We start from the raw sequence: 21,369 nt of genomic DNA, 5'->3' as shown, positions 1-21,369 counted from the left end.
CAAAGGGACAATTGAAATCCTAGAAGGGGATGCATCATACACCCCTTCTTCTCATTTCACCTGCAAAATCAACTTCCCTTTCGTTTGACGGGCGTTCATTTCCTCATGAACGGCTGCTGCCTTTTCGATTGGATAGATGCCTCCGATAGTTAGCTTAAGCTCCCCAGACGCAACGTATGCAAAAAGGTCTTGAATGCTGGGCAACAGCAAATCTGGGTGTTTCATGATCTGTGGCAGGAAAAAACCCACGACGGATTGATTGCGCCTCATTAATTGCTGCGGATTCATCGTATAAGGCTTACGACTTGCATTACCAAAAACAACAAGACGTCCAAATGGAGCCAAACATTTCAAAGTTTTATTGAAAATATCCCCTCCAGCCATTTCCAGCGCGACGTCTACTCCCTTTCCTCCCGTGACCTCACGGACTTTCATTTCCCATCCTTCTTTCGTGTAATCGATGAGTTCATCTGCTCCCATCTCTTTAGCCAGTTCCAGCTTTTCCACTGTGCTGGCGGTGGCAATCACTTTTCCAGCCCCGAAGATTTTGGCCAACTGTACGGCAATCGTTCCCACTCCCCCTGCAGCAGCATGGACCAATACCGTTTCCCCCTGTTGCATGCGTCCCATTGTCTTCAGAATATGATAGGCGCTCAGACCTTGGAGGGGCAAGGCAACAGCTTCATGGAACTGAATGGCATCAGGAAGCGGGATGGCCGAGAATTCATCAGAAAGGGCATATTCTGAATATCCACCAGATTCAATTAAACTGACGACCCTTGTTCCAGGTTTGATTTTGGTCACCTTTCCACCAACTTCCACTACTACGCCAGCCACTTCCGCACCTGGAATGAACGGAAGCGGCGTAGGTACTACATATTGCCCTTCCCTCCTGGCTGTATCTGCATAATTGACGCCGACACAATCGATTTCAATCAGAACTTCATGCCCTGTTGGCACAGGTCTTTCCATTTCAGTCAATTTCAGTACTTCCGGTCCGCCGTATTCTTCAAAATGAATAGCCCTCATTTTTATCCCTCCCTTATTAATTTCCTTTAAATTCCGGTTTTCTTTTTTCTTTGAATGCTGCAACTCCCTCCAGATGATCTTCTGTGGAGGCCATCAATGTTTGCGTTATACGTTCCTGTTCCAGTATTTCATCAAGTGTAGCCGTAAATGAATGGCTAACGAGCTTTTTGATCATCCCATATGCTTTTGTCGGTCCATTTGCCAGCTTTTCCGCAAGTTTCAATGATTCCTCTTCAAGTTGATTGAGTGGATATATATAATTAATGACACCCAAATGATATAAGCGTTCCGCAGAAATTGGCTCAGCTGAAAAGAAGAGCTGCTTTGCAAGATGGGGCCCTACTAATTTAGGTAAAAAATATGAACCCCCTCCATCGGAGATCAGGCCTACCTGTGAAAAACTCATGGCAAATTGACTATCATCGGAAGCTACGATCAAATCACAGGCGAGTGCCAAATTGAATCCGGCCCCAGCAGCAAATCCATGGACGGCAGCGATTACGGGAACCTCGGAAGCATCCAGAGCCAATATGCATTCATTCATTCTGCCAACATGATCATACAATTGACCTGCAGAGGCCTTCCCCATTGACTTGACGTCACCTCCTGCAGTGAATGACCTTCCCGCACCTTTGATGATGACTGCCCTTATATGCGGTGTTTGTTTTACATCCTTAATCGCTTTCGTTAAGCTTGCAATCATATCCGGACTAAATGCATTCAAGCTTTCAGGACGATTCAAAGTCAGGATCATTACATTATCGATTACTTCTGTCAATAAGTGTTCTTTTAACATATACACATCCCCTTTTCTATTTGATCAACCAGCCGCCATCCACCAATAAATCCGTCCCAGTCATATAGGAAGCCTCCGGGGAAGCAGCAAAGGTAATGACATTACTTATTTCCTCCGCTTTCCCCACTCTTTCCAGTGCCGTGTTCCGTTGAATGGACTTTACGAATTTTTCATTTTGCAATCCATCCTCCGTTAATGGCGTTTCAATGAATCCCGGTGATACGGAATTGACCCGAATGCCGACTGCAGCAAGTTCCAGTGCCAAAGATTTCGTTAAACTGATGACCCCGGCTTTAGCAGAGCTGTAATGCGGGATGAATGCTCCTGCCTGATGCCCTGACAGTGAAGCCACATTCACGATTGCCCGATTGATGGAACCTTCATTTCCGCTGGTAGCTCCTTCTTCCATCAATTTCCCCAAGTACTTGGAAACTAGAAAGACGCTTTTCAAATTGACATGTTGAATCATATCCCAATCAGCTGCAGATGTATCCAGGAGCTTCGAGGACTTTGAACCACCTGCGTTATTGATTAAAATGTGAAGGTTACGATATTGTTCCTTCACATACTTGGCCAGCTCTATTACATCTTCCTCGACGGTAACATCTGCAGGGAAAATATCAGCAACGGGAATCGTGTGCCTGGCATTGATTTCTGCAGCTGCTTCCTCCAGCTTTCCTTTCGTCCGCCCTACCAACAACACTTTTGCCCCTTCGTCCGACAAGCGCATCGCCGTAGCTTTCCCAATACCAGAGCCTGCACCTGTCACCACCGCTATTGACTGTGAAAACCTCATGCCCTTCACTCCTTATCCGAATTTCGAACTACGTTTCCTGCCTTTTCAATTCTGCTTCGATCCTTCCATCAACCAACTCTGGCACAAGATCCAACGAACCTTTTTGCGCTGCCAATTCCAAATCGGCGATCAAACTATGTTTGTCAAACAACTGTCCGACATACGATGATTTCAGGATATCAAAGGCATTTTCACTATTTTTGCGATAAAGCGCATTGGCAGCCTTTGCTGCATCGTTGAGTATGAACGTACCTTGTGATCCAGAAATCAGGCAATCTATCAAATGACCTGCACCGTAAAAGTCTTCCAGACTGAATTCACCTGAATTTCCCGAACAAACGATGATGATCGTTTCTGTTTTATGATGTTTTTTTATTTTTTCCGCAACAGACGGATTATTCAACAAAGAAGCGATATAAACCTTTTTGGCAGCGGCTGAATTCTTCAACGCAACCGTTCCATTAGTCGTGGACAGTATTAATGTTTTGCCGCGTACCAACTTTCTCAATAGCGTCGGACTTGGATACATTAAATCATCAACCGGCTTTGCTTTTAGTTCTCCTGCCACTATAAAATCCCCATGGACCAATTCCTGGCTTTTCCCCAAGGCATCCACTGGATCCATGACAGGTATCACCTGGCGTGCTCCATCATGAAGTGCTGAAATAATCGTTGTGGTCGCTAATAACACATCAAGGATGACCGCGACTTTCTCCCCTTCTTGAAGCTTTTCCACATCTATCTCTTCTTTTTTTAGTAGTAAATGAATGTTTTGTATATATCCCATTCTATTAAACTTCCTTCGCAGCTACATTTGCAGCATGAGTGAGTAAGCTTTTAACCGTTTTGCCAAGATTGGAAAAACGGGGATCATCAGTCTGGCCTTTTTTAAATCGATAATAGATTTGCTGAAGGATGACAGCTAACTTAAAATAACCAAAGGTTAAATAAAAATCGACGTTGGTAACATCTCTGCCACTTCTTGCTGCATATGTCTCGATAAATTCCCTTCGTGTCAGGAAACCAGTTAAAGTCGTGACGGACGCTTGACCCACACCGATTTTGATAAGTTCCGGGTCACCGCTTTCCGTCCAGTAGCTTAGAGCCACTCCTAGATCGGCTAGCGGATCACCAACGGTGGACATTTCCCAATCAAATAAACCAACCATCTCTGTAAGGTCCTGATTAAACATGGCATTATTGATTTTATAGTCATAATGGATAATTGAAGTCTGGCTATACTTCGGAATATTCTGTTGAAAATAATTGATAAGCGGACGAATTTCCTTGATTTCATCTGTCTTTGCTCTCTCATAGCGGGAAATCCATCCGTGTACTTGTCTTTCAATGAACCCTTCAGGTTTGGAAATTTCGACCAATCCCGTTTTCTCATAGGGAATCGAGTGAAGATCAGCAAGCCGATTCACCATGACATAAGAAAGCTGTCGGCACTTTTCAACAGTCGGCTTGATTCCCTTGGGAAATTCGGTATCTATTACAATTCCATGTTTCCTTTCCATTAGGAAAAAAGGGGCCCCCGCAACCGATTCATCATCCGAGAACAGAATAGGCTCGGGAGCTGCTTGAAAATATGGGTTGATTGAGGAAAGGATATGATGTTCACGCTTCATATCATGTGCCTTTGGAGCAACAGGGCCAAGCGGTGGCCTTCTTAGAACAGCCTCCCACTCACCAATTTTCAGCTGATAGGTCAAATTGGAATAGCCCGTAGAAAATTGTTGTAATTCCAAAGGTTCATTTGGAAGGTCCAATACATTTTTTCTTAGGAAACCTTCTAATGCACCAATATTCAGTTCCTCGCCGGGCCGAACAGGGATCGTATCGTCAACCATGTTCTTCCACTCCTTTAGACTTTGTCATTCTAATTATAAACAAGATGTGAAATGAGCTTTTCTTTAATAAATTCTGGAATGGGTTCACTTTTTTGATTCAAAAAATTAAAACAGACTAATACAGCACTTCCCTTAGCAATCACTTCCCCAGTTTGTGAACAGAAGATATCATGGACCATTTCACAGCTTTTCGTACCTATCTTTGTCAAAGAGGTACGAATGGTCAAGAGTTGATTGAAATATCCCTGAGCAATAAAGTCGCATTTAGTGGAGGCTAACAAAAAATTCCAAGATTCTACATTTGTCGCTAGGCCTAAAGCTTCAAAAAATTTCATGCGTGCTTCTTCGAGGTATATGAAATAGCTTGTGTTATTGATGTGGCCCAAAGCATCCGTTTCGGAAAAACGGACATTGACTTCCAATTCTTGCATAAGACCCCTCCTTGATTAACGATGTACGAATGCAGGTTTACGTTTATCCAAGAAAGCGGAAACCCCTTCTTTAACATCTTCAGTTTGGAAGATTTCTTCAAAAAGATTCGTTTCAATCTCTAGACCTTGTTCAAGCGTTGTCTCACTTCCTTCATTAATCGCCTTCTTGATTCTCGAAAGTGCCTGAAGTGAGTGCCTTGTCATTCGTGAGGCCAAGATTTTCGCTTCCGATAAGCCGCTTCCTTGCTCAACGACTTTATTGACAAGCCCGATTTTTTCCGCTTCCATGGCACTAAGCGGATCACCGGTAAATATAATCTCTTTTGCCTTTGCATTCCCCACAAGTCTTGACAAACGCTGTGTACCGCCCGCTCCAGGGAATAAGCCTAATTTCACTTCCGGCAGACCAATTTGGACCTGTGTTTCGGCCACTCGCAAATCACAGGCCAGAGCCAGTTCACATCCGCCGCCCAAAGTCAGGCCATTTAATACAGCTATGGTAGGTTTAGGAAACTGATCGATTTTAGTTAGGACGGCATGACTTTCCTTTACCATTTCTTTCATATTCGGGTTCCCCATCATGCTAGGGAATTCTTTTATATCAGCACCGGCCGCAAATGCGATATTGCCTGCACCGGTTATGAGTACCGCAACAGTTTCAGTATCTTTTGAAAGTTCATCGAATGTATCTCCCAATTCCCTGAATACTTGTTTACTGATTACGTTTAATGGAGGATTATCGATGGTGATGACCGCAAGCTTATTTTCCTTTTCCTTAACCACTCTAATTAATTTTGTCATCAATTCTTCACTCCTGGGTTTGGATAATCATACCATCCCTTGCCAGTTTTCCTTCCTAAATGTCCTTTATTCACCTTTTCTTCTATACAAGCATTCGGCTTGTCTTCTGGATTTCCCGTTTCATTGTAACGCTGCTGCATGACAAAATACCCCACATCAATACCTGATAGATCCATCAGTTCAAAAGGACCAATTGGATGGCCTAAAGCTTTCCTGCAAATCAAATCGATATCCTTATAGTCAACAATTCCTTCTTCATACAAATATAAGGCCTCACGCTGCAACGCTCCCAAGATTCGGTTGGCTACGAATCCCGATATCTCCCTCCTCAACAAAACTCCTGTCCTATTCATATTCTCCGTGACTTCCATCGCAAGTTTCGCTGTTTCCTCAGATGTTTGGTCACTCATCACAACCTCAACACAATCCATCACTAGAGGCGGGAAAAAGAAATGCATATTTAAGAACTTATCCGGACGATTCGTCACACTCGCAATCAGGCTATTGACAATCGTTGAACTATTCGTTGCAAAGATGGTTTCTGCTGGGGCCAATTCTTCAAGTTTAGCGAAAACTTCCTGTTTCACATCAAGTTTTTCAACTACCGCTTCAATGATCAAATCAGCTCCACTGGCCGCTTTCTCAAGATCGGTGGTATATTGAAGACGGCTAAAAGCAGCCAATTTACGATCTTCAGACAATTTTCCTTTTTGGACCCATTTAGTCAAAATGACGTCCAGTTTTTCTTTGGCTGTGTTCAAAGCGTTTTCCTGAACATCCTGAAGAATCGTTTCGTAACCTCCAAGTGCAGCAAGCATCGCAATTTGATGCCCCATCTGCCCAGCCCCAATAACGGTAATTGATTGAATTTGCTTGTTGGTCATGCCTTCTATCTCCCTTCTACTAACCGGTTAGTATATAACTCACGCTTCAATTCCCTGCAGAATCATCCCCATAAAAATGGCTGCAACTTCCTGTTCCGTTTTTTCACCTTCTGGGTCGAACCAATGATAGCTCCAATTGGCCACACCCAAAATAGCAAAAGAAATGATGGATGCATCGAGATTGGAACGTAGTTCTCCGCTCTCGATGCCACTTATCAGCACTTGCTCGATTTTATTACGGAACTCATCCCGCTTAGGAAGGATTTGTGCAAGTTTTTCGTCACTTAGATTCTTCATTTCACGGAAAAAGACCGTTGCGCTGGACTTTTTGGTTTTGATGCTTTTTAAAAGCATCAATACGATATCGAAAAGCTTATCCTTGCAGCTTTTCCCAGGTTCCAACATGATTATTTCCTGCTCACTAAGCAACTCGTCTATATAAGCTAGATGAATATCCATAAGCAACTGCTCTTTGCTCGTAAAGTAATAATAAAACGTTCCCTTCGTCACCCCGACCGATTCGACGATATCAGAAATCGACGTTTCACTAAAGCCCTTCTTTTCAAATAAGCGTATGCTATGTTCTGTCATTTTTTCTTTCATGTTTGCATCCTCGCAATCTGTTAAAATTTCAGCTGAATTGATATCATACGCTTTCGTACTATCAAAGCCCTCTTATTTCCTGGAAAGTTCTTCTCTTAAAGCCCGCCTTAAAATCTTTCCGACATTAGTTTTCGGTAACTCTTCACGAAATTCAACGAAATGCGGAACTTTATAGGCCGATAGGTTTGCCCGGCAGTAATCGATGATTTCCCGTTCATTTGCCGTTTTATTATTTTTAAGTACAAGGACCGCTTTTACCGACTCCCCTCGGTAAGCATCCGGAACTCCGATGACAACCGCTTCCTGGACAGCAGGATGTTCATAGAGTACCTCCTCCACATCTCGCGGATATATATTATAACCACTTGCGATGATCAAATCTTTTTTCCTGTCGACAATATAGAGATACCCATCTTCATCAACTTTGGCGATATCCCCCGTATAAAGCCAACCATCCCTAAGGGTCACCGCCGTTTCCTCAGGCATATTCCAGTAACCTTTCATCACTTGGGGTCCTTTGACGACCAATTCCCCCATTTCGCCAGATGCCACTTCTTTTGTCCCGTCTCCCAGGTCCATCACTTTATATTCAGTCGAAGGGATGCCTATCCCGACGCTCCCAGGTTTCCTTTTTGCAAATGCCGGGTTACAATGCGTTGTTGGCGAAGCTTCCGTAAGACCGTAGCCTTCCAATATCTTCGCACCCGATTTTCGTTCGAACTCACGCAGCAGTTCCACGGGCATCGGTGCACTTCCGCTGTTACAGACCTGAATTGAGCCCATTCCATATTCTTCTGCCTTTGGATGATTCGTCAACGCTACATACATGGTCGGTACACCAGGAAAAGTGGTCGGCTGTTCACGCTTAATCGTTTCCAGCACTTCTTCTATTTCGAATCGTGGCAGCATGATGGAGTCACCCGCAATATATATGGATAAATTCATTGCGGACGACATTCCAAAAACATGAAATAGCGGGATGACCGACAGCGTTCTTTCAGTACCTATTTTTAATTCATGCTTGAAGAATTCATACGTTTGAACGACATTGGCCAGAATATTGCTGTGAGTCAGCATCGCCCCTTTTGAACGGCCAGTCGTTCCTCCTGTATACTGAAGAACGGCTATATCATTTTCAGGATCGATTGATACGGGATTGATTTTGCCGTCTCCCGTCTTCATGAATTGGTCAAAAGAAGCATCAGGCTTGAAATCTGCATCCGATGCCTGAAGGCTTACGACGATAATATTTTTCAGATTTGCATGTTGCTGCACACTTTTCACTTTCGGGTATAATCCGTCCAATACCACAATCGTTTCTGCACCGGAGTCCTGTAAAATATGCTGTAGCTCCCTTTCAACCAGCATTGGGTTGATTTGGGTGATAATGGCTCCTGTTGTCAATGATCCATAATAAGCTATGACGTATTGCGGGCAGTTAGGCAGCATGATGGCGACACGGTCGCCTTTTTGAACACCCTTTTTTTGCAGGGCTGAAGCAAAGGCTTGCGACGCATGAAAAAGTTCCTGATAAGATATCTTTCGGTCATAAAAAGTAATAGCTGTTTTGGTTGGATGGGACTCACTTGCATTTTGAAGGATTCTTTGCATCGGAAACTCAGGGACTTTTATTTCCTTTGAAATTGAATCAGGATAAACGGAAAGCCATTTTTTTTCATTCATCATTTCATACCCTCCAGCCATATTTACTTACCTTGCATTACTTTGCATGTGAACCACCATCGACGATCAAGATATTGCCAGTCACAAAGTCAGATGCCTTCGAGGCAAGGAAAACCGCTGCCCCTTTCAAATCATCATCACTCCCTAATCTTTTTAGCGGCGTGGAATCCAAGATAGGATTCTTTCCTTGCTCAAGAACCGCTTTCGTCATTTTTGTCGGAAAGAAACCGGGTGCGATTGCATTGACATTGATATTATGCTGACCCCATTTAACAGCTAAATCCTTCGTCAAGGTAATGACAGCCCCTTTACTCGTATTATATCCGACTGTATCGAGCACCCTCGGGTCGGTACCCCCTAATCCGGCGACGGAAGCGATGTTTATGATTTTCCCATGTCCCTGCTCAATCATGACCCTGCCTGCTGTCTGGCTCATGATAAAGGTTCCGGTTACATTGACATTCATCACCTTCTGCCACGCTTCAAGGGGCATGTCGACGGCCGGTGCCCCCCAGGATGCCCCGCTATTGTTCACTAAAATGTCGATGGCACCGAATTCACGGTAAGTTTCGTTAACAACTTCCTGTACATCTGACGGATTGGTGATATCACACTTGAAGGAAAGCGCCTTGACTCCAAGCTTTTGGATTTGCGAAGCAACTTCGTCACATGCCTCCTTCTTCCTTGAACAAAGTACGACATTTGCCCCAGCTTCGGCAAAGCCGGTCGCTATTTGTGCTCCCAACCCTCTCCCTCCACCGGTTATGATCGCCGTCTTTCCAGTTAGATCGAATAAGTCGGTAACTTTCATATTTTCACCTCATGCTTTTGTTGATATTTTCGAAGTTCTATTTTAGCAACTTGTGATCGGTGAACTTCATCGGGACCATCAGCAAGCCTTAAAGTCCTTGCATTGGCCCAATGAGCGGCAAAAGGGAAATCATCGGAAATCCCTGCAGCTCCAAAGCCTTGGATGGCCCTGTCCAGCACATTCAATGCCATATTTGGTGCAACCACTTTTATCATCGCAATCTCCGCCTTCGCTTCCTTGTTCCCGACAGTATCCATCATGTAAGCAGCTTTTAAGGTCAGAAGTCTTGCTTGTTCGATTTCAATCCTTGAATCAGCAACCCACTCCATGACTACACCTTGTCTCGCCAGTGTTTTACCAAAAGCGACACGATTTTGAATGCGCTTACATAATTCTTCAAGTGCTCTTTCAGCAGCGCCAATCAGCCTCATGCAATGATGTATCCTTCCGGGTCCGAGTCTTCCTTGGGCAATCGCAAATCCTTTTCCTTCACCCCATAGAATATTCGTTGCCGGGACCCGAACATTTTCAAAAGTGATTTCAGCATGGCCATGCGGCGCATGATCATAACCAAACACAGGGAGCATTCTCTCGATTTTGACACCAGGTGTGTCCAGCGGTACAAGAATCATTGACTGTTGTTCATGCTTGGCCGCCTCAGGATCTGTCTTACCCATGACGATGGCAATCTTGCACCGGGGATCGCCTGCTCCTGAAGACCACCATTTTCGGCCGTTTATGACATACTCATTACCCGTCTTTTCTATCCTGCATTCGATATTGGTCGCATCGGAAGACGCCACTTCCGGTTCTGTCATCGAGAAGCATGAGCGGATTTCCCCAGCAAGCAAGGGCTTCAGCCAGCGTTCTTTATGTTCATCCGAACCGTATCTCACCAACACTTCCATATTACCAGTGTCCGGCGCATTACAGTTGAAGATTTCAGGTCCTATCGACGACCTACCCATGATTTCGCAAAGCGGGGCATATTCTAGATTTGTTAAACCTGCGCCATAACCGCTATCAGGTAAAAATAAATTCCATAATCCTTCTTCTTTTGCTTTTGCCGTCAATTCAGATAATATCGGGGGAATTTCACTCCAGCGGCTTTCCTGTGTTTCGAGCTGCTTTTTGTATATTGATTCATTTGGGTAAACGTGCTTCTCCATGAATTCCGTTAACTTCTTTTCCAGATTTTTCACCTTTTGAGTATGTTCAAAGTTCAAATTGAATTCCTCCTTTTAAACTTACTAACCGGTTAGTATGTTATTACTTTTAAAGTATATACACAACATTCAGATTTTTTCAACAATTAAACCTTTTGTTTTCTTGTCATTCAAGGTCCTGTATCTGGACCTTTTCGTTCTCACTATTTTGCTTTTGTTGGACGGCTGGAAATATACAAACGATTTTCGTACCCTTTTTCAGTTCACTTGTGATGAAAACTTTACCGCCATGCTTTTCGATGATCCTAAAACAAACGGAAAGACCCAAACCCGTTCCTGATCTTTTTGTGGTGAAAAATGGTTCTCCTACTTTTTGAAGGGAGTTTTCCGGAATGCCCTCCCCTTCATCCAAAATGCTCAAAAAAACTTCCCCATTTTTTTCATTTATGCTCACAAAAATATTTCCGCCATTCGGCATCGATTCTATGGAATTTTTTATCATGTTTATTAGTACTTGCTTGATTTGGTTTTCATCAAAGTACATTAAAATAGGTTCTGGATCATAATTTTTATGAATTTGAATATTGTTCAGTACGGCGTTTGTCTCCAACAGCGTTACGACATGGTTGCAGCTTTCCTTCAAATCCTTCTCAAGAAAAACCGCCCCAGCGGGTTTCGATAGCAGCAAGAGTTCATTCAGCACTTTCTCGATCCGATTTATTTCCGAAAAAATAATATCGTAATATTCTTGCTTTTCGGCACCGCCATCTTTAATCAACTTCACAAATCCCATTATCGCCGTCATCGGATTCCTGACCTCATGTGCAATCCCAGCCGCAAGCTGGGCAGCCGTTGATAACTTGCTTGATGTGATCGCCAAATGTTCGTTTAGGCTCACAAGCTTTTCCTCAGCATGTTTACGTTCATTAATTTCCGATAATATGCCCGCTGTCCCGATGAATTTCCCAGCGTCATCGTAAATTAGTTTAACGAATGCCTCAACCCAACTTGTTCCCTTTTTCGCATTTAGTTTAATGTCCGCACGAAAATATTTATTCCCCCGATGAAAGGAGTCCGCGAAGGCCTTTAATACGTCTTGATAAGAATCGTTATCCATATGTTTAGAAAAGTGAAGCCCCAGGGATTCATTTACGGATGCACCACTCATCGATTTCCATGCCGGGTTTAAGTACAGCCATTTTCCTTTATCATCCGTTTGGAAAATAACTTCATTGAAGCTATTGACCAATTCTTTAGAGTAATTGGAGAAAATGCGATAACGCCCTTCACTATCTTGCAATAAAGCAATCGTTTTCCGTTTATGATCATAAATGGCACCCAAACACCATGCTATGGTTAATATTACGATTAAATATATTCCTGCAAAGGCGGAAATCCTGCGTTCTTCATGACCCAGCCACCCTATATAGGGTAATATCAATACAAAAAAAAGAGCAGGGACAATGATCCTTCCAGTATATTTCTTCACATTTTCCACCTCCTTACCAAAATGATTTATACTTCTCCGACCGAATTCCATGTAAGGGATCAAATTGAGCATATTTCTGTAGAAATGGCAGGACACTCACTTATAGGTAAATTTCCACATTTTATCCATGATTCCTGCAAACAACACAAAAAACCTTTCCAAGGGTGGAAAGGTCACTGTTCAACTTAAATCATTTACCCAATGATGACGCGTTCTTTTGGATAATGGAAATTTTCCGTAACTTCTTTATGGCCTATGATATACAGCAGGGAGGTTATCCCGACACGGCCAATGAACATAATGATCATAATGACAATTTTACCGGTATTGCTGAGGTCAGGCGTGATTCCCATCGAAAGGCCGACTGAACCGAAAGCCGAAGATACTTCAAAAATGATTTGCATCAAAGTGAAATTTTCGGTAATTGATAAAATGAAGACCGCCATTATGCAAAGAAGCGATCCCATGATCATGACTGCTGTCGCTTTTCGGATATCATCGGGATGAATCTCACGTTTGAACACTTTTATGGAACGCCTTCCTCTCATGAAATTCCATAAAAATAGAATCATGATGGCCAGTGTAGTTGTCCGGATTCCTCCCCCGACTGAACTTGGGGATGCTCCAATGAACATCAGTATGCTCAACAATAAAAGGGTCGGTTCCGAAAAGTCACTCACATTCATGGTTGCCAACCCGCCGCTTCGCGTATTGGAGGACATAAATAAAGAGTAAAAGAACGATTCATGCCAGTTCTTCCCTTTGAAAAATCCATTAATTTCCAGAAGGTGAATCAGGATCGTTCCCCCAACGATAAGGGAAAAGAAAGTGACTGAGGTCAGCTTCGTGAATAAAGAAAAATGAAACTTATAAGTACGGGCCTTATTGGATAAAAACTCCTTCAGCTCAATCAAGACAGGAAACCCAATGGCTCCAAGGGTAAGCAGGATAATCGTAATGAACTGTACAAAATAATCGTCTTTAAATGGAATCATCGAAATACCGGTAATGTCAAAACCAGCATTCGTTGTGGCACTTACGGCTAAAAATAAGCCATTTAAAAAGGCTTCTTTCCCGTTAGGAAAATAATTAAGAAAGTAAATGCCTAATACGAGAGCTCCAATCATTTCAATTACGACAAATATTTGAATGATTTGGATCAATAATTTAACAAGACCAGAAAGATTCGATTGGTTTTGATCTGTCATGATCAATTGTCTTTCCTTCAAGCCGATTTTCTTGCCCACTATAAGCCAGAAAAAGGTTCCGAGTGTCATGATGCCAATACCTCCAAATTGGAGAACGAACATGAGAATGAAATAGCCTACCTCATTATACACTTCGGGCAAACTTACAACTGTTAGACCTGTTACACTAACTGCACTTACGGCTGTGAATAATGCATCCATGAATCCAAATTCCACGCCTGGCTTAAGAGCGACCGGCAGACTTAACAGTATGGTCGAGATGCTGACGGCCAAAAAATAATAACCGACGATAAGCTGAGCTGGTGTTAACTTTGATAATATTTTTTTGATAGCAACCATAAAGAGTTTCCTTTCTTACTCCTTTATAGTTATGCGAATCACATAACCATTAAAAATCTAGTTTACCCTTTTTTCATTCTTTTTTCCATTCTCTTTTAAAACTGACTTACTTACAACAAAAAGGCAGGTTTACCAATAAGTTTGATGCCGCTCATATAAGTAAAACTCCACATTCTACTTATACTATCATTACAGCGGCAAAAGCCGTTGAAAAAGTAAAGGGGAGATTCAAATGGCTAACAGCAGTAACAATCTTCTTGTTCCAGGAATCGAACAAGCATTAGAACAAATCAAATATGAAATTGCATCTGAATTCGGTGTACAATTAGGTTCCGATACTTCAGCACGTGCCAATGGTTCAGTTGGCGGAGAAATCACGAAACGTCTTGTCCAACAAGCACAATCTCAACTTAAAGGTCAATAATTCTTTTCACAATTAAATATCCATGGCTAAGAGTCCAGCTGCATGCTGGACTCTTTTTAATCATTATGTCCATTTCCATTTCCATTATTGCCTTTACCCCTTTTCGACTTATCCCAATCTTGCTTGTCTTGTTTTTTTTGCTTATTCTGTTTCGCTTGTTTCGTTTGATTCACTTGTTTCGTTTGATTCGCTTGTTTCGTTTGTTTATTTTTATTTTCGTGCCTTAAATGATCATTTGGATTATTAGTTTCTTTGGCTGATGAAACTTTTTTCACATCGAACTTTTTATCATTCTGTTCATTTTTCTGCTTGTTCTTTGATTGGTTGCTGTGATCGCTATCGGAACTCCCTTTTGTCTCGTTGCTTTTTTCCTTGAATCCATTTATCGAATTCCGTTTTCCAACTGTATCTTCCCGTTCAGTTTGTTCTTTGGTACATTCCGTTCCCGTTTTTTTCCGTTCAGTCGGTTTGGCTTCATTGGCCGGCGTTTGCTTCATTTCAATTTCATGATTCTCTTTTTTCTTCTCTCCATCCGATTTGTTTTCCGTACTCAGCGTTACGCTCTTCTCTTTCGGAATAACAACGTTTTCCTCGACTTTTTTATCTGGCGCTGGAGCAGGCTCCCTCTTATTGACTTTTACCTTTTCTTTATCTTCATTCAACTTCTTTTCGAGATACTTACCCGTGGATATGCCTTGTTCCCTTGCTTCCTTACGATCGCCTTTTGTTGCCCGGATCACTTTCATTCTTGTTTTGGAAACATTATCCTGCTTAGATATTTCTTTTATCTCTTCTTTTAAATTCTTATCCAGTTCTTTATTTTTTTCCATTAACGTTGTGGAAACGACTATTTGTTTATTTCCTTTCAAATAACCAAGTTGCTCCGTCGTTTTAACGATTCGGTTTGTAACAGTCTTTATATCCTTGCCTTTCCAGTCCTTCAGCTGACCAATCACAATCTTGCCGTCTTCATTTAATCCGGTAAGCTTGAGAACTTCTAAATCATCGTCAAGCTCCAATTCAATGCTTGGATTCACATCTATCGTCATATATGCAGACACAGGACCAGAGAAATAAGAAGGAAGAATCGAAAAGAGAATCAAGAAGGTGGAAGCAATGCTTAGCACGGCCGTTTTTTTGAAAGATGAATGTATATTGGAAAAGGCTAAAGTGAATTTTTGTTTTGCTGGTGAAAAAGTGATTTCCTCACCCACTTCATATTCCCTTTCCTGCCTTTTGGTTTTCAGAAATTCACCCTCTGGGGTCAATAGGGTTACAAATCGTTTATTAACTGAAAGAATTACTCCTTTTTTCATTCATCGATAGCCCCTTTTATATAATCATTCAAATACAAAAAATCTCCGTTTATTATGATTGCCACAGCAATGATGTATTTTCTGTTCCGTTCAATCGTTTTTCTGCTTACTTCCACTTTTCCCTCAAGCTGTTTTACGGGCAGCCGCTTTTTTGCAAACAGGATTTCCTTCAGTTCGTCATCTTCCATTAACAATTTAGCGATCATAATAGCTCCCTTCCTGGCATCTGCATGTTTGGGAGAGCTTTCAACTAAATCCTCAAATGACAGACCAAAATCCTGTAGATGGCTTATATAAAGCTGAATTTCTTCTCTTCTTCTTTCCGATTCCTTCTGCATCTCGTATTCATTGATGGAATTTTCATTATCGATATATATTTGGCTTTGATCATTATCATCATTCATTGATAAATCCAATAGGACTTCTTTTTGTTTGGACTGGCTTCTTAAATAATCTATAACCCTTCGTTTAACGAGGGTTTCGGCAAATGCCAATAAAGAACGGCCTTTTTCCGGGGAGTATTTTTCAATTGCCTCGTTAAAAGCAATCATTCCAATACTGAATTCATCATCTGATTCGTATATGTAACGTTTGCAAACCGATGAGACTGTTTTTGCAATAAAAGGTTTGAATGACTCTATAGTATCATTACGAAGGCTATTATCGCCTTGTTGAATTTTCAATACGGTTTCTTCTAAAGAACGCTTTTTTTTGAATGCTGTAAACAACAAACCAAGCATTTGCTCACCTCGCTCCTGTTGAACATAAAATACGCATCAACATACTTATCTTAAGCGGAGGGAGTCTAAAAGACAGTACCAAAAGAACTATTTTTGCGATAAAAATGAAATCACATAATATATCAACATGATAAAATACTTAGTTTTTTCTCGTTTGTTACAGTGCAATTACAGTAAAATATCTTTTTCCGTTTATTTGTCCAATACAATGGGACAATTGTCATTTTTATAACCGGAATTTAATATTCACATCTTTTAACATATCATTCGTAAATATACCTGCGCTTTTGAGGGTCATCTCCATAAAATACATTAAGAAACAAAAAAAATAGGCGTGACCGGCACACCTGCAGACTGTAGACAAACTCGATGAAAATCAAGTTTGTTTCAGTTTTTATGAATGTTTATAAAACCTCAAACGTTGATTTCCACTCCAGGCACTCGCTTTCCGCGGGCGGTCCGGGAGCCTCCTCGGCTCCTAGCGCCTGCGGGGTCTCCCTTCGACGCGCTTTTTCCGCAGGAGTCTCGCACCCTCCGTTCCATTCAACTTTGTTTTTGGAATTTTAGGTAAAACCACTTTTGTTTACAAACTCTAGGCGTGACTGGCACGCCTTTTTTTTAAGCTTCCTGTATTTTTTTCTCTTCTTTCTCTTTTTTTTCTTTTTTGCTTGAAATGATCCATGCACCTGCTGCAATTCCAATCAATACAGTCCAGAAAATCGATTTCCAAAGAGTTGATTCAGGAAAATGATGATCGATGACAGTAAGTGAAGGGTGTGCAAGTGTGTGTACCGCCAACTTCACTCCAACCCAACCCACTATCAAAAATGCCGCCGTTTCAAGGGAAGGACGCTGATGAAGCAGCTTCACGAATCCATTTGCTGCAAATCGCATAATGATCAACCCGATCATACCGCCGAGGAACATGACAGTGAATTGCCCACCGTCAATACCGCCGACTTTCATCCAGCCTGTTGCAGGAAGTGTAACAGCCAATGCGACGGCAGCCAACATGGAATCGATTGCGAAAGCGATATCAGCCGCTTCAACCTTAACCACGGTCATCCAGAAGCCAGATTGCTTTTTAGGTTTTGTGATTTCCTTCTCACCTTTGCCAGCGTATTTTTTGTAAATGTGCTGAAAAGCGATGAAAAGTAAATAAATCGCACCAATTGCTTGAACTTGCCACACCTCGACAAGAAAGGAAATAAGGAATAAACTTGCAAAACGGAAAACAAAAGCTCCCATCAGACCATAAAACAAGGCTTTTCGCTGTTGTTCTTTTGGCAAATGCTTAACCATGACAGCCATGACAACTGCATTATCAGCAGCAAGTATCCCTTCTAATCCAACCAAGATAAGAAGGACCCAGCCATATTCCAATAATATTGATGCTTCCATCCATTCAACCTCCAATAGTTAGTATTTCCTTCCTATTGGCATTGGCAAAATAAAAAGACCTCTGCCGTATAGGCAAAGGTCTTGCTGAACATGAAATCATGTCAACAAAGCCGATGAATGTTTAACATTCACGTAATGACGACTTTGTTTTAGGGCGAACCCTAACGCTACTCCCCTTTGAAAAGGAAAATCAGTTATTAAGTATATTAATAGTATACGCGCTCGATATGAAAATAACAATCTTTTTTTATAAAAGGCTCTATTTTCGGTTCCTTTTAGACATTTTTGTTAATCTCAAATATTCTTTACCAAAACGAATCCAGTTCGGTTTGGCAGAAAAATAGTTCTGAAACAGCGATAAAAAACTCGGGTATTTCCCTTCATATGGATACCACTGTATTTCTGTATCGTTTTTACCTTTATCGATCATGATCGCTTTTTCATGGCAGAAAATCTTCAATCCATGCTCGCCATGATAGCGGCCAACCCCACTTTGTTTGGCACCGCCAAATGGTAAATGATGATTGGCAACAGTAATCAGCACATCATTGATCGTCACCGCCCCGGTTACTAACCGTGACGCAATCCTGCTTGCTTTTTCCCTATCCATCGTCCAAACGCTGGAATTGAGTCCATATTCACTTTCATTTGCCAGGGCGATCACTTCTTCCTCCGTATCGAAAGGCACAACAGGCAACACGGGCCCGAACGTTTCTTCTTTCATGATTTTCATGGAATGATCGACATTGGAAAGAATTGTCGGCGGAATGAAATGGCCCTGCGCCATTTTCCATTCTTTCGGAGGTGTTCCGGTTTCAAGTACGGCCCCCTTATTCAGTGCATCCTCCAGATGTTCAGCCACAATATCAACTTGATTAGGGAAAGTCATTGAACCGATATCATCCTGTGATTGCACCCCCTGCCTCATGGAATTCGTTTTTTCTTTAAGAAGCATTAGGAATTCCTTATAAACAGGACGTTCCACATAAACCCTTTCAACACTCATACACACCTGACCACTATTTGTGAAAGCCCCCCAAAGAGCCCCGTTCACAGCCCGTTCCAGGTTAGCATCACGCAGAACGATCATCGGATCCTTACCGCCGAGCTCCAAAGTCGTTGGGATCAGGTGTCTTGCTGCAACCTCACCAATCATTTTTCCGGTCCTTACCGATCCAGTAAAAAATATATAATCTGGTTTTTGATCAGTTAATGCCGCACCCAATTCTTTCCCTCCATGGGCAAACTGTATAGTTCCTTCTGGGAAACCAGCTTCAAGAAACAGATTTTCGATGCACACTCCAACTAAAGGAGTTACCTCTGAAGGTTTGGCGATGACTGTATTTCCCGCTGCCAGAGCATTAAGAATGGGAACCATGGAAAGCTGCAGCGGATAATTCCATGGTGAAATGACGAGAATCGTTCCACGGGGCATATAATGGATAGAAGATTTTTTACCAATTAACATGAGTGGAGTGGTGACCTTCCGTCTGGAAAGAGTTTTCACTGCATGTTTCTCGATATGCTTGATTGCATCAATCGTTGGCATGATGTCAGCAACCAGCGCTTCTATTTTCACTTTTCCCGCATCTTTTGAAATGACTTCTGCTATTTCATCCATTTTTTCAACCATCAATAAACGGAGCCGTTTTAAATAGTGCAACCGTTCCTCGATGGGAAGATTCGACCATGATTGGAACGCATGTTTTGATTTCTTATATATATGAGGAATCGACTTCAATGGCGTTGGGACAATTTCCGCAATCTTTTCACCTGTTGCCGGAGAAAATACTTCCAACTTGTCATGTATTTCTTCCATAACTACTCCCCTTGCTTTAACTTATTTTTAACGGTACTCCATATCATTTTTATACTTTAAATAAAGGTCGACCGAGGAGGTACACCTTTCCTAATCCTTGAACCCTCTTTATATAATGGCAGAGACTCAATCCTGTATGATATAATCGCTTGGAAACAAGATCACAACCTGTTCCCTCTATTCCTGCCCGATTCCGTGCCATATAATCGGTGCTAAAATAAGTATACCTCTTACGGTGAGTTTCTCTAACAAATACGCTTACAGTATCCACTGCTTCACTTCAAGTTTTGTCACAAATAACCTTTAATGGTCTTCTTCCAGACATAATTGCACCGCAATGGAATATATAGTAAAAAAATTCTGCTATAAAAAGGAGTATTCACGTTTGCTATCGAAGGTAATGTATAGGAATCCGAATTCGGCTATAAATCTGGCAGACCAGTTTATCGGTTTGAGTGTTTAATATGAGGTAATGGCGGATAAATTCATATTATCGGATAAAAATTATTATCTATATAATCGATTTTCCGTTACTATATAAGAAGGCGATTTTTTCGCGCATACATATTCGAGGTGAGCGCACAAGTGAAAAGAATAATTAAAGCATACGACTTCCCTATTTTCATCGCTGTCGTATTACTCTGTTTGTTTGGTTTAGTCATGATTTACAGTTCGAGCATGATCACTGCTGTCGCTCGATACGAAAAGCCTATGGATTTCTTCTTTGAGAAACAAAAAACGGCCTTTATCATTTCATTCCTGGCAATGATCGTCACGATGATCCTTCCTTATAAGATGTACAAAAACAAAATGTTCTTGATGTCTATGATGTTTGGGATGGCCGGTGTCCTTTTGCTGCTCTTTATCTTCGGTCATACAGCAGGAAACGCCACTAGCTGGTTCAAGTTAGGGACAGCATCGATCCAGCCCGCTGAATTTTCCAAGTTAGCCATGATCATTTATCTGGCAGCCATTTACGGAAAAAGGCAGGATCGAATCAATAGTATTGATAAAGCCGTCATCCCGCCGATTTTCTTTCTGGTATTCATCTGCTTTTTAATCGGAATACAGCCTGACTATGGAACGGCAGCAGTCATTTTCCTGATTTCGAGCACCATGATCATATCATCCGGGATGTCTTTTAAGAGTATATTCAAACTCTCTTTGATAACTGCGATATTCGTTGCCATTTTTGCATTAGGAGTACTCGTGACAGGAAATTTCTCAGCCGTTCTCTCTGAAAATAAAGTGTCCCGTTTTACGGGGTTTGCAGACCCTTTCGGAAAGGCAGGAGAAAGCGGGTATCAACTCGTGAATTCCTTATTCGCGATAGGATCCGGCGGCCTTACTGGAGTGGGACTTGGTGACAGTGTACAAAAATACGGATACTTGCCCGAATCACATACTGATTTCATCATGGCCGTCATTGCAGAAGAGCTCGGGATATTCGGAGTGGGGTTCGTACTATTGACACTAGGTTTTATCGTCCTAAGGGGATTTGTACTTTCAGCAAAATGCAAAGATCCATTTGGAAGTCTTTTATTGATCGGCATCTCATCCATGATCGGCATTCAAGTCGGCATCAACGTTGGCGGAGTGACTGGACTTATCCCTATTACTGGGATTACCCTTCCGTTCATCAGTTATGGAGGATCCTCCTTACTGCTGCTCATGCTTTCAATGGGCATATTCCAAAATGTCGTCATGCGAATGAATTTACTTGAACAGAAAGAAAAGGTCGTGTCCATCCCAAAAGATGAGATTGCGTCTTCATAATAAA

20 protein-coding genes are annotated in these 21,369 nt (G+C 41.9%); 2 read left to right on the top strand and 18 right to left on the bottom strand.

The genetic code is table 11. The features are described 5' to 3' along the window. Window positions 1–51: 51 nt before the first annotated feature. The 14 genes from ACIQ0C_RS08715 to ACIQ0C_RS08650 all read right to left on the bottom strand — a co-directional run bounded on the left by ACIQ0C_RS08715 (window position 52) and on the right by ACIQ0C_RS08650 (window position 13,889). A complete protein-coding gene (locus tag ACIQ0C_RS08715; RefSeq protein WP_402839159.1) occupies window positions 52–1,029 on the bottom strand; it encodes a quinone oxidoreductase family protein in 978 nt (325 codons plus the stop codon). 16 nt (window positions 1,030–1,045) lie between these two features. Next, window positions 1,046–1,825: an enoyl-CoA hydratase/isomerase family protein gene (locus ACIQ0C_RS08710; protein WP_403059092.1), complete on the bottom strand. Its 780-nt coding sequence runs from the start codon at window positions 1,823–1,825 to the stop codon at window positions 1,046–1,048. A 16-nt stretch (window positions 1,826–1,841) separates the two neighbouring features. Beyond that, window positions 1,842–2,621, bottom strand: a complete 780-nt coding sequence (locus tag ACIQ0C_RS08705) for an SDR family NAD(P)-dependent oxidoreductase (protein WP_403059090.1) — start codon at window positions 2,619–2,621, stop codon at window positions 1,842–1,844. Between the two features lie 28 nt (window positions 2,622–2,649). Further along, window positions 2,650–3,408, bottom strand: a complete 759-nt coding sequence (locus tag ACIQ0C_RS08700) for a 2-phosphosulfolactate phosphatase (RefSeq protein WP_403059088.1) — start codon at window positions 3,406–3,408, stop codon at window positions 2,650–2,652. 4 nt (window positions 3,409–3,412) lie between these two features. Further along, window positions 3,413–4,474, bottom strand: coding sequence for a phosphotransferase family protein (locus tag ACIQ0C_RS08695; protein ID WP_403059086.1), 1,062 nt, complete (start codon window positions 4,472–4,474; stop codon window positions 3,413–3,415). 29 nt (window positions 4,475–4,503) lie between these two features. Next, window positions 4,504–4,905 (bottom strand): acyl-CoA thioesterase, encoded by a 402-nt coding sequence (locus tag ACIQ0C_RS08690; RefSeq protein WP_403059084.1) that lies wholly within the window; start codon window positions 4,903–4,905, stop codon window positions 4,504–4,506. A gap of 15 nt (window positions 4,906–4,920) precedes the next feature. Beyond that, window positions 4,921–5,706, bottom strand: a complete 786-nt coding sequence (locus ACIQ0C_RS08685) for an enoyl-CoA hydratase (protein ID WP_403059081.1) — start codon at window positions 5,704–5,706, stop codon at window positions 4,921–4,923. Next, on the bottom strand, window positions 5,706–6,590 hold the full coding sequence (locus tag ACIQ0C_RS08680; protein WP_403059079.1) for a 3-hydroxyacyl-CoA dehydrogenase family protein: 885 nt from the start codon (window positions 6,588–6,590) through the stop codon (window positions 5,706–5,708). Before ACIQ0C_RS08680 ends, ACIQ0C_RS08685 begins: the two co-directional genes overlap by 1 nt. Before the next feature lie 39 nt (window positions 6,591–6,629). After that, window positions 6,630–7,193, bottom strand: coding sequence for a TetR/AcrR family transcriptional regulator (locus ACIQ0C_RS08675; RefSeq protein ID WP_402839143.1), 564 nt, complete (start codon window positions 7,191–7,193; stop codon window positions 6,630–6,632). Between the two features lie 72 nt (window positions 7,194–7,265). Continuing rightward, the gene (locus ACIQ0C_RS08670) at window positions 7,266–8,876 is read right to left on the bottom strand and encodes a long-chain-fatty-acid--CoA ligase (RefSeq protein ID WP_403059426.1); all 1,611 of its coding nucleotides are present in this window, start codon (window positions 8,874–8,876) and stop codon (window positions 7,266–7,268) included. Window positions 8,877–8,913: 37 nt separating this feature from the next. Further along, a complete protein-coding gene (locus ACIQ0C_RS08665) occupies window positions 8,914–9,687 on the bottom strand; it encodes an SDR family oxidoreductase (protein WP_402839141.1) in 774 nt (257 codons plus the stop codon). Then, window positions 9,684–10,913: an acyl-CoA dehydrogenase family protein gene (locus ACIQ0C_RS08660; RefSeq protein WP_403059077.1), complete on the bottom strand. Its 1,230-nt coding sequence runs from the start codon at window positions 10,911–10,913 to the stop codon at window positions 9,684–9,686. Before ACIQ0C_RS08660 ends, ACIQ0C_RS08665 begins: the two co-directional genes overlap by 4 nt. Window positions 10,914–11,019: 106 nt before the next feature. Beyond that, complete coding sequence (locus tag ACIQ0C_RS08655; RefSeq protein WP_403059075.1) at window positions 11,020–12,342, bottom strand: ATP-binding protein; 1,323 nt, start codon at window positions 12,340–12,342, stop codon at window positions 11,020–11,022. Window positions 12,343–12,536: 194 nt separating this feature from the next. Next, the gene (locus ACIQ0C_RS08650) at window positions 12,537–13,889 is read right to left on the bottom strand and encodes a TrkH family potassium uptake protein (RefSeq protein WP_403059073.1); all 1,353 of its coding nucleotides are present in this window, start codon (window positions 13,887–13,889) and stop codon (window positions 12,537–12,539) included. Between the two features lie 232 nt (window positions 13,890–14,121). On the opposite strand from ACIQ0C_RS08650, the gene ACIQ0C_RS08645 reads away from it, so the two are divergent. Beyond that, on the top strand, window positions 14,122–14,313 hold the full coding sequence (locus tag ACIQ0C_RS08645) for an alpha/beta-type small acid-soluble spore protein (RefSeq protein WP_034314196.1): 192 nt from the start codon (window positions 14,122–14,124) through the stop codon (window positions 14,311–14,313). Between the two features lie 56 nt (window positions 14,314–14,369). Here the strand turns inward: ACIQ0C_RS08645 and ACIQ0C_RS08640 are convergent, their stop codons facing one another. From ACIQ0C_RS08640 to ACIQ0C_RS08625, 4 genes are all read right to left on the bottom strand, one after another. Then, complete coding sequence (locus ACIQ0C_RS08640; protein WP_403059071.1) at window positions 14,370–15,629, bottom strand: anti-sigma factor domain-containing protein; 1,260 nt, start codon at window positions 15,627–15,629, stop codon at window positions 14,370–14,372. Further along, window positions 15,626–16,369 carry an RNA polymerase sigma factor SigI gene (gene sigI / locus ACIQ0C_RS08635; RefSeq protein WP_402839130.1) on the bottom strand — a complete coding sequence of 248 codons (744 nt, stop codon included), beginning with the start codon at window positions 16,367–16,369 and terminating at the stop codon, window positions 15,626–15,628. Before sigI ends, ACIQ0C_RS08640 begins: the two co-directional genes overlap by 4 nt. 618 nt (window positions 16,370–16,987) lie before the next feature. Next, a complete protein-coding gene (locus ACIQ0C_RS08630) occupies window positions 16,988–17,770 on the bottom strand; it encodes a TerC family protein (protein WP_402839128.1) in 783 nt (260 codons plus the stop codon). Between the two features lie 259 nt (window positions 17,771–18,029). Continuing rightward, window positions 18,030–19,589, bottom strand: coding sequence for an aldehyde dehydrogenase family protein (locus ACIQ0C_RS08625; RefSeq protein WP_403059069.1), 1,560 nt, complete (start codon window positions 19,587–19,589; stop codon window positions 18,030–18,032). Between the two features lie 585 nt (window positions 19,590–20,174). Between ACIQ0C_RS08625 and ACIQ0C_RS08620 the strand changes: the two genes are divergently transcribed. Continuing rightward, window positions 20,175–21,365, top strand: a complete 1,191-nt coding sequence (locus tag ACIQ0C_RS08620; protein ID WP_403059067.1) for an FtsW/RodA/SpoVE family cell cycle protein — start codon at window positions 20,175–20,177, stop codon at window positions 21,363–21,365. Window positions 21,366–21,369 lie beyond the last annotated feature (4 nt).

Origin of the sequence: Peribacillus sp. NPDC096448 (assembly GCF_044762675.1) — a bacterium.
GTDB lineage: Bacteria > Bacillota > Bacilli > Bacillales > DSM-1321 > Peribacillus > Peribacillus frigoritolerans_B.
This window is presented reverse-complemented; position numbering and strand designations above follow the sequence as displayed.

What these genes read in the sequence shown, in the direction of transcription:
- ACIQ0C_RS08695 (WP_403059086.1), bottom strand. Translation starts at nt 4,474, where the DNA reads ATGGTTGACGATACGATCCCTGTTCGGCCCGGCGAGGAACTGAATATT.
- ACIQ0C_RS08700 (WP_403059088.1), bottom strand. Translation starts at nt 3,408, where the DNA reads ATGGGATATATACAAAACATTCATTTACTACTAAAAAAAGAAGAGATA.
- ACIQ0C_RS08710 (WP_403059092.1), bottom strand. Translation starts at nt 1,825, where the DNA reads ATGTTAAAAGAACACTTATTGACAGAAGTAATCGATAATGTAATGATC.
- ACIQ0C_RS08630 (WP_402839128.1), bottom strand. Translation starts at nt 17,770, where the DNA reads ATGGAAGCATCAATATTATTGGAATATGGCTGGGTCCTTCTTATCTTG.
- ACIQ0C_RS08685 (WP_403059081.1), bottom strand. Translation starts at nt 5,706, where the DNA reads ATGACAAAATTAATTAGAGTGGTTAAGGAAAAGGAAAATAAGCTTGCG.
- ACIQ0C_RS08670 (WP_403059426.1), bottom strand. Translation starts at nt 8,876, where the DNA reads ATGAATGAAAAAAAATGGCTTTCCGTTTATCCTGATTCAATTTCAAAG.
- ACIQ0C_RS08675 (WP_402839143.1), bottom strand. Translation starts at nt 7,193, where the DNA reads ATGAAAGAAAAAATGACAGAACATAGCATACGCTTATTTGAAAAGAAG.
- ACIQ0C_RS08715 (WP_402839159.1), bottom strand. Translation starts at nt 1,029, where the DNA reads ATGAGGGCTATTCATTTTGAAGAATACGGCGGACCGGAAGTACTGAAA.
- sigI (WP_402839130.1), bottom strand. Translation starts at nt 16,369, where the DNA reads ATGCTTGGTTTGTTGTTTACAGCATTCAAAAAAAAGCGTTCTTTAGAA.
- ACIQ0C_RS08625 (WP_403059069.1), bottom strand. Translation starts at nt 19,589, where the DNA reads ATGGAAGAAATACATGACAAGTTGGAAGTATTTTCTCCGGCAACAGGT.
- ACIQ0C_RS08650 (WP_403059073.1), bottom strand. Translation starts at nt 13,889, where the DNA reads ATGGTTGCTATCAAAAAAATATTATCAAAGTTAACACCAGCTCAGCTT.
- ACIQ0C_RS08705 (WP_403059090.1), bottom strand. Translation starts at nt 2,621, where the DNA reads ATGAGGTTTTCACAGTCAATAGCGGTGGTGACAGGTGCAGGCTCTGGT.
- ACIQ0C_RS08640 (WP_403059071.1), bottom strand. Translation starts at nt 15,629, where the DNA reads ATGAAAAAAGGAGTAATTCTTTCAGTTAATAAACGATTTGTAACCCTA.
- ACIQ0C_RS08645 (WP_034314196.1), top strand. Translation starts at nt 14,122, where the DNA reads ATGGCTAACAGCAGTAACAATCTTCTTGTTCCAGGAATCGAACAAGCA.
- ACIQ0C_RS08680 (WP_403059079.1), bottom strand. Translation starts at nt 6,590, where the DNA reads ATGACCAACAAGCAAATTCAATCAATTACCGTTATTGGGGCTGGGCAG.
- ACIQ0C_RS08665 (WP_402839141.1), bottom strand. Translation starts at nt 9,687, where the DNA reads ATGAAAGTTACCGACTTATTCGATCTAACTGGAAAGACGGCGATCATA.
- ACIQ0C_RS08690 (WP_403059084.1), bottom strand. Translation starts at nt 4,905, where the DNA reads ATGCAAGAATTGGAAGTCAATGTCCGTTTTTCCGAAACGGATGCTTTG.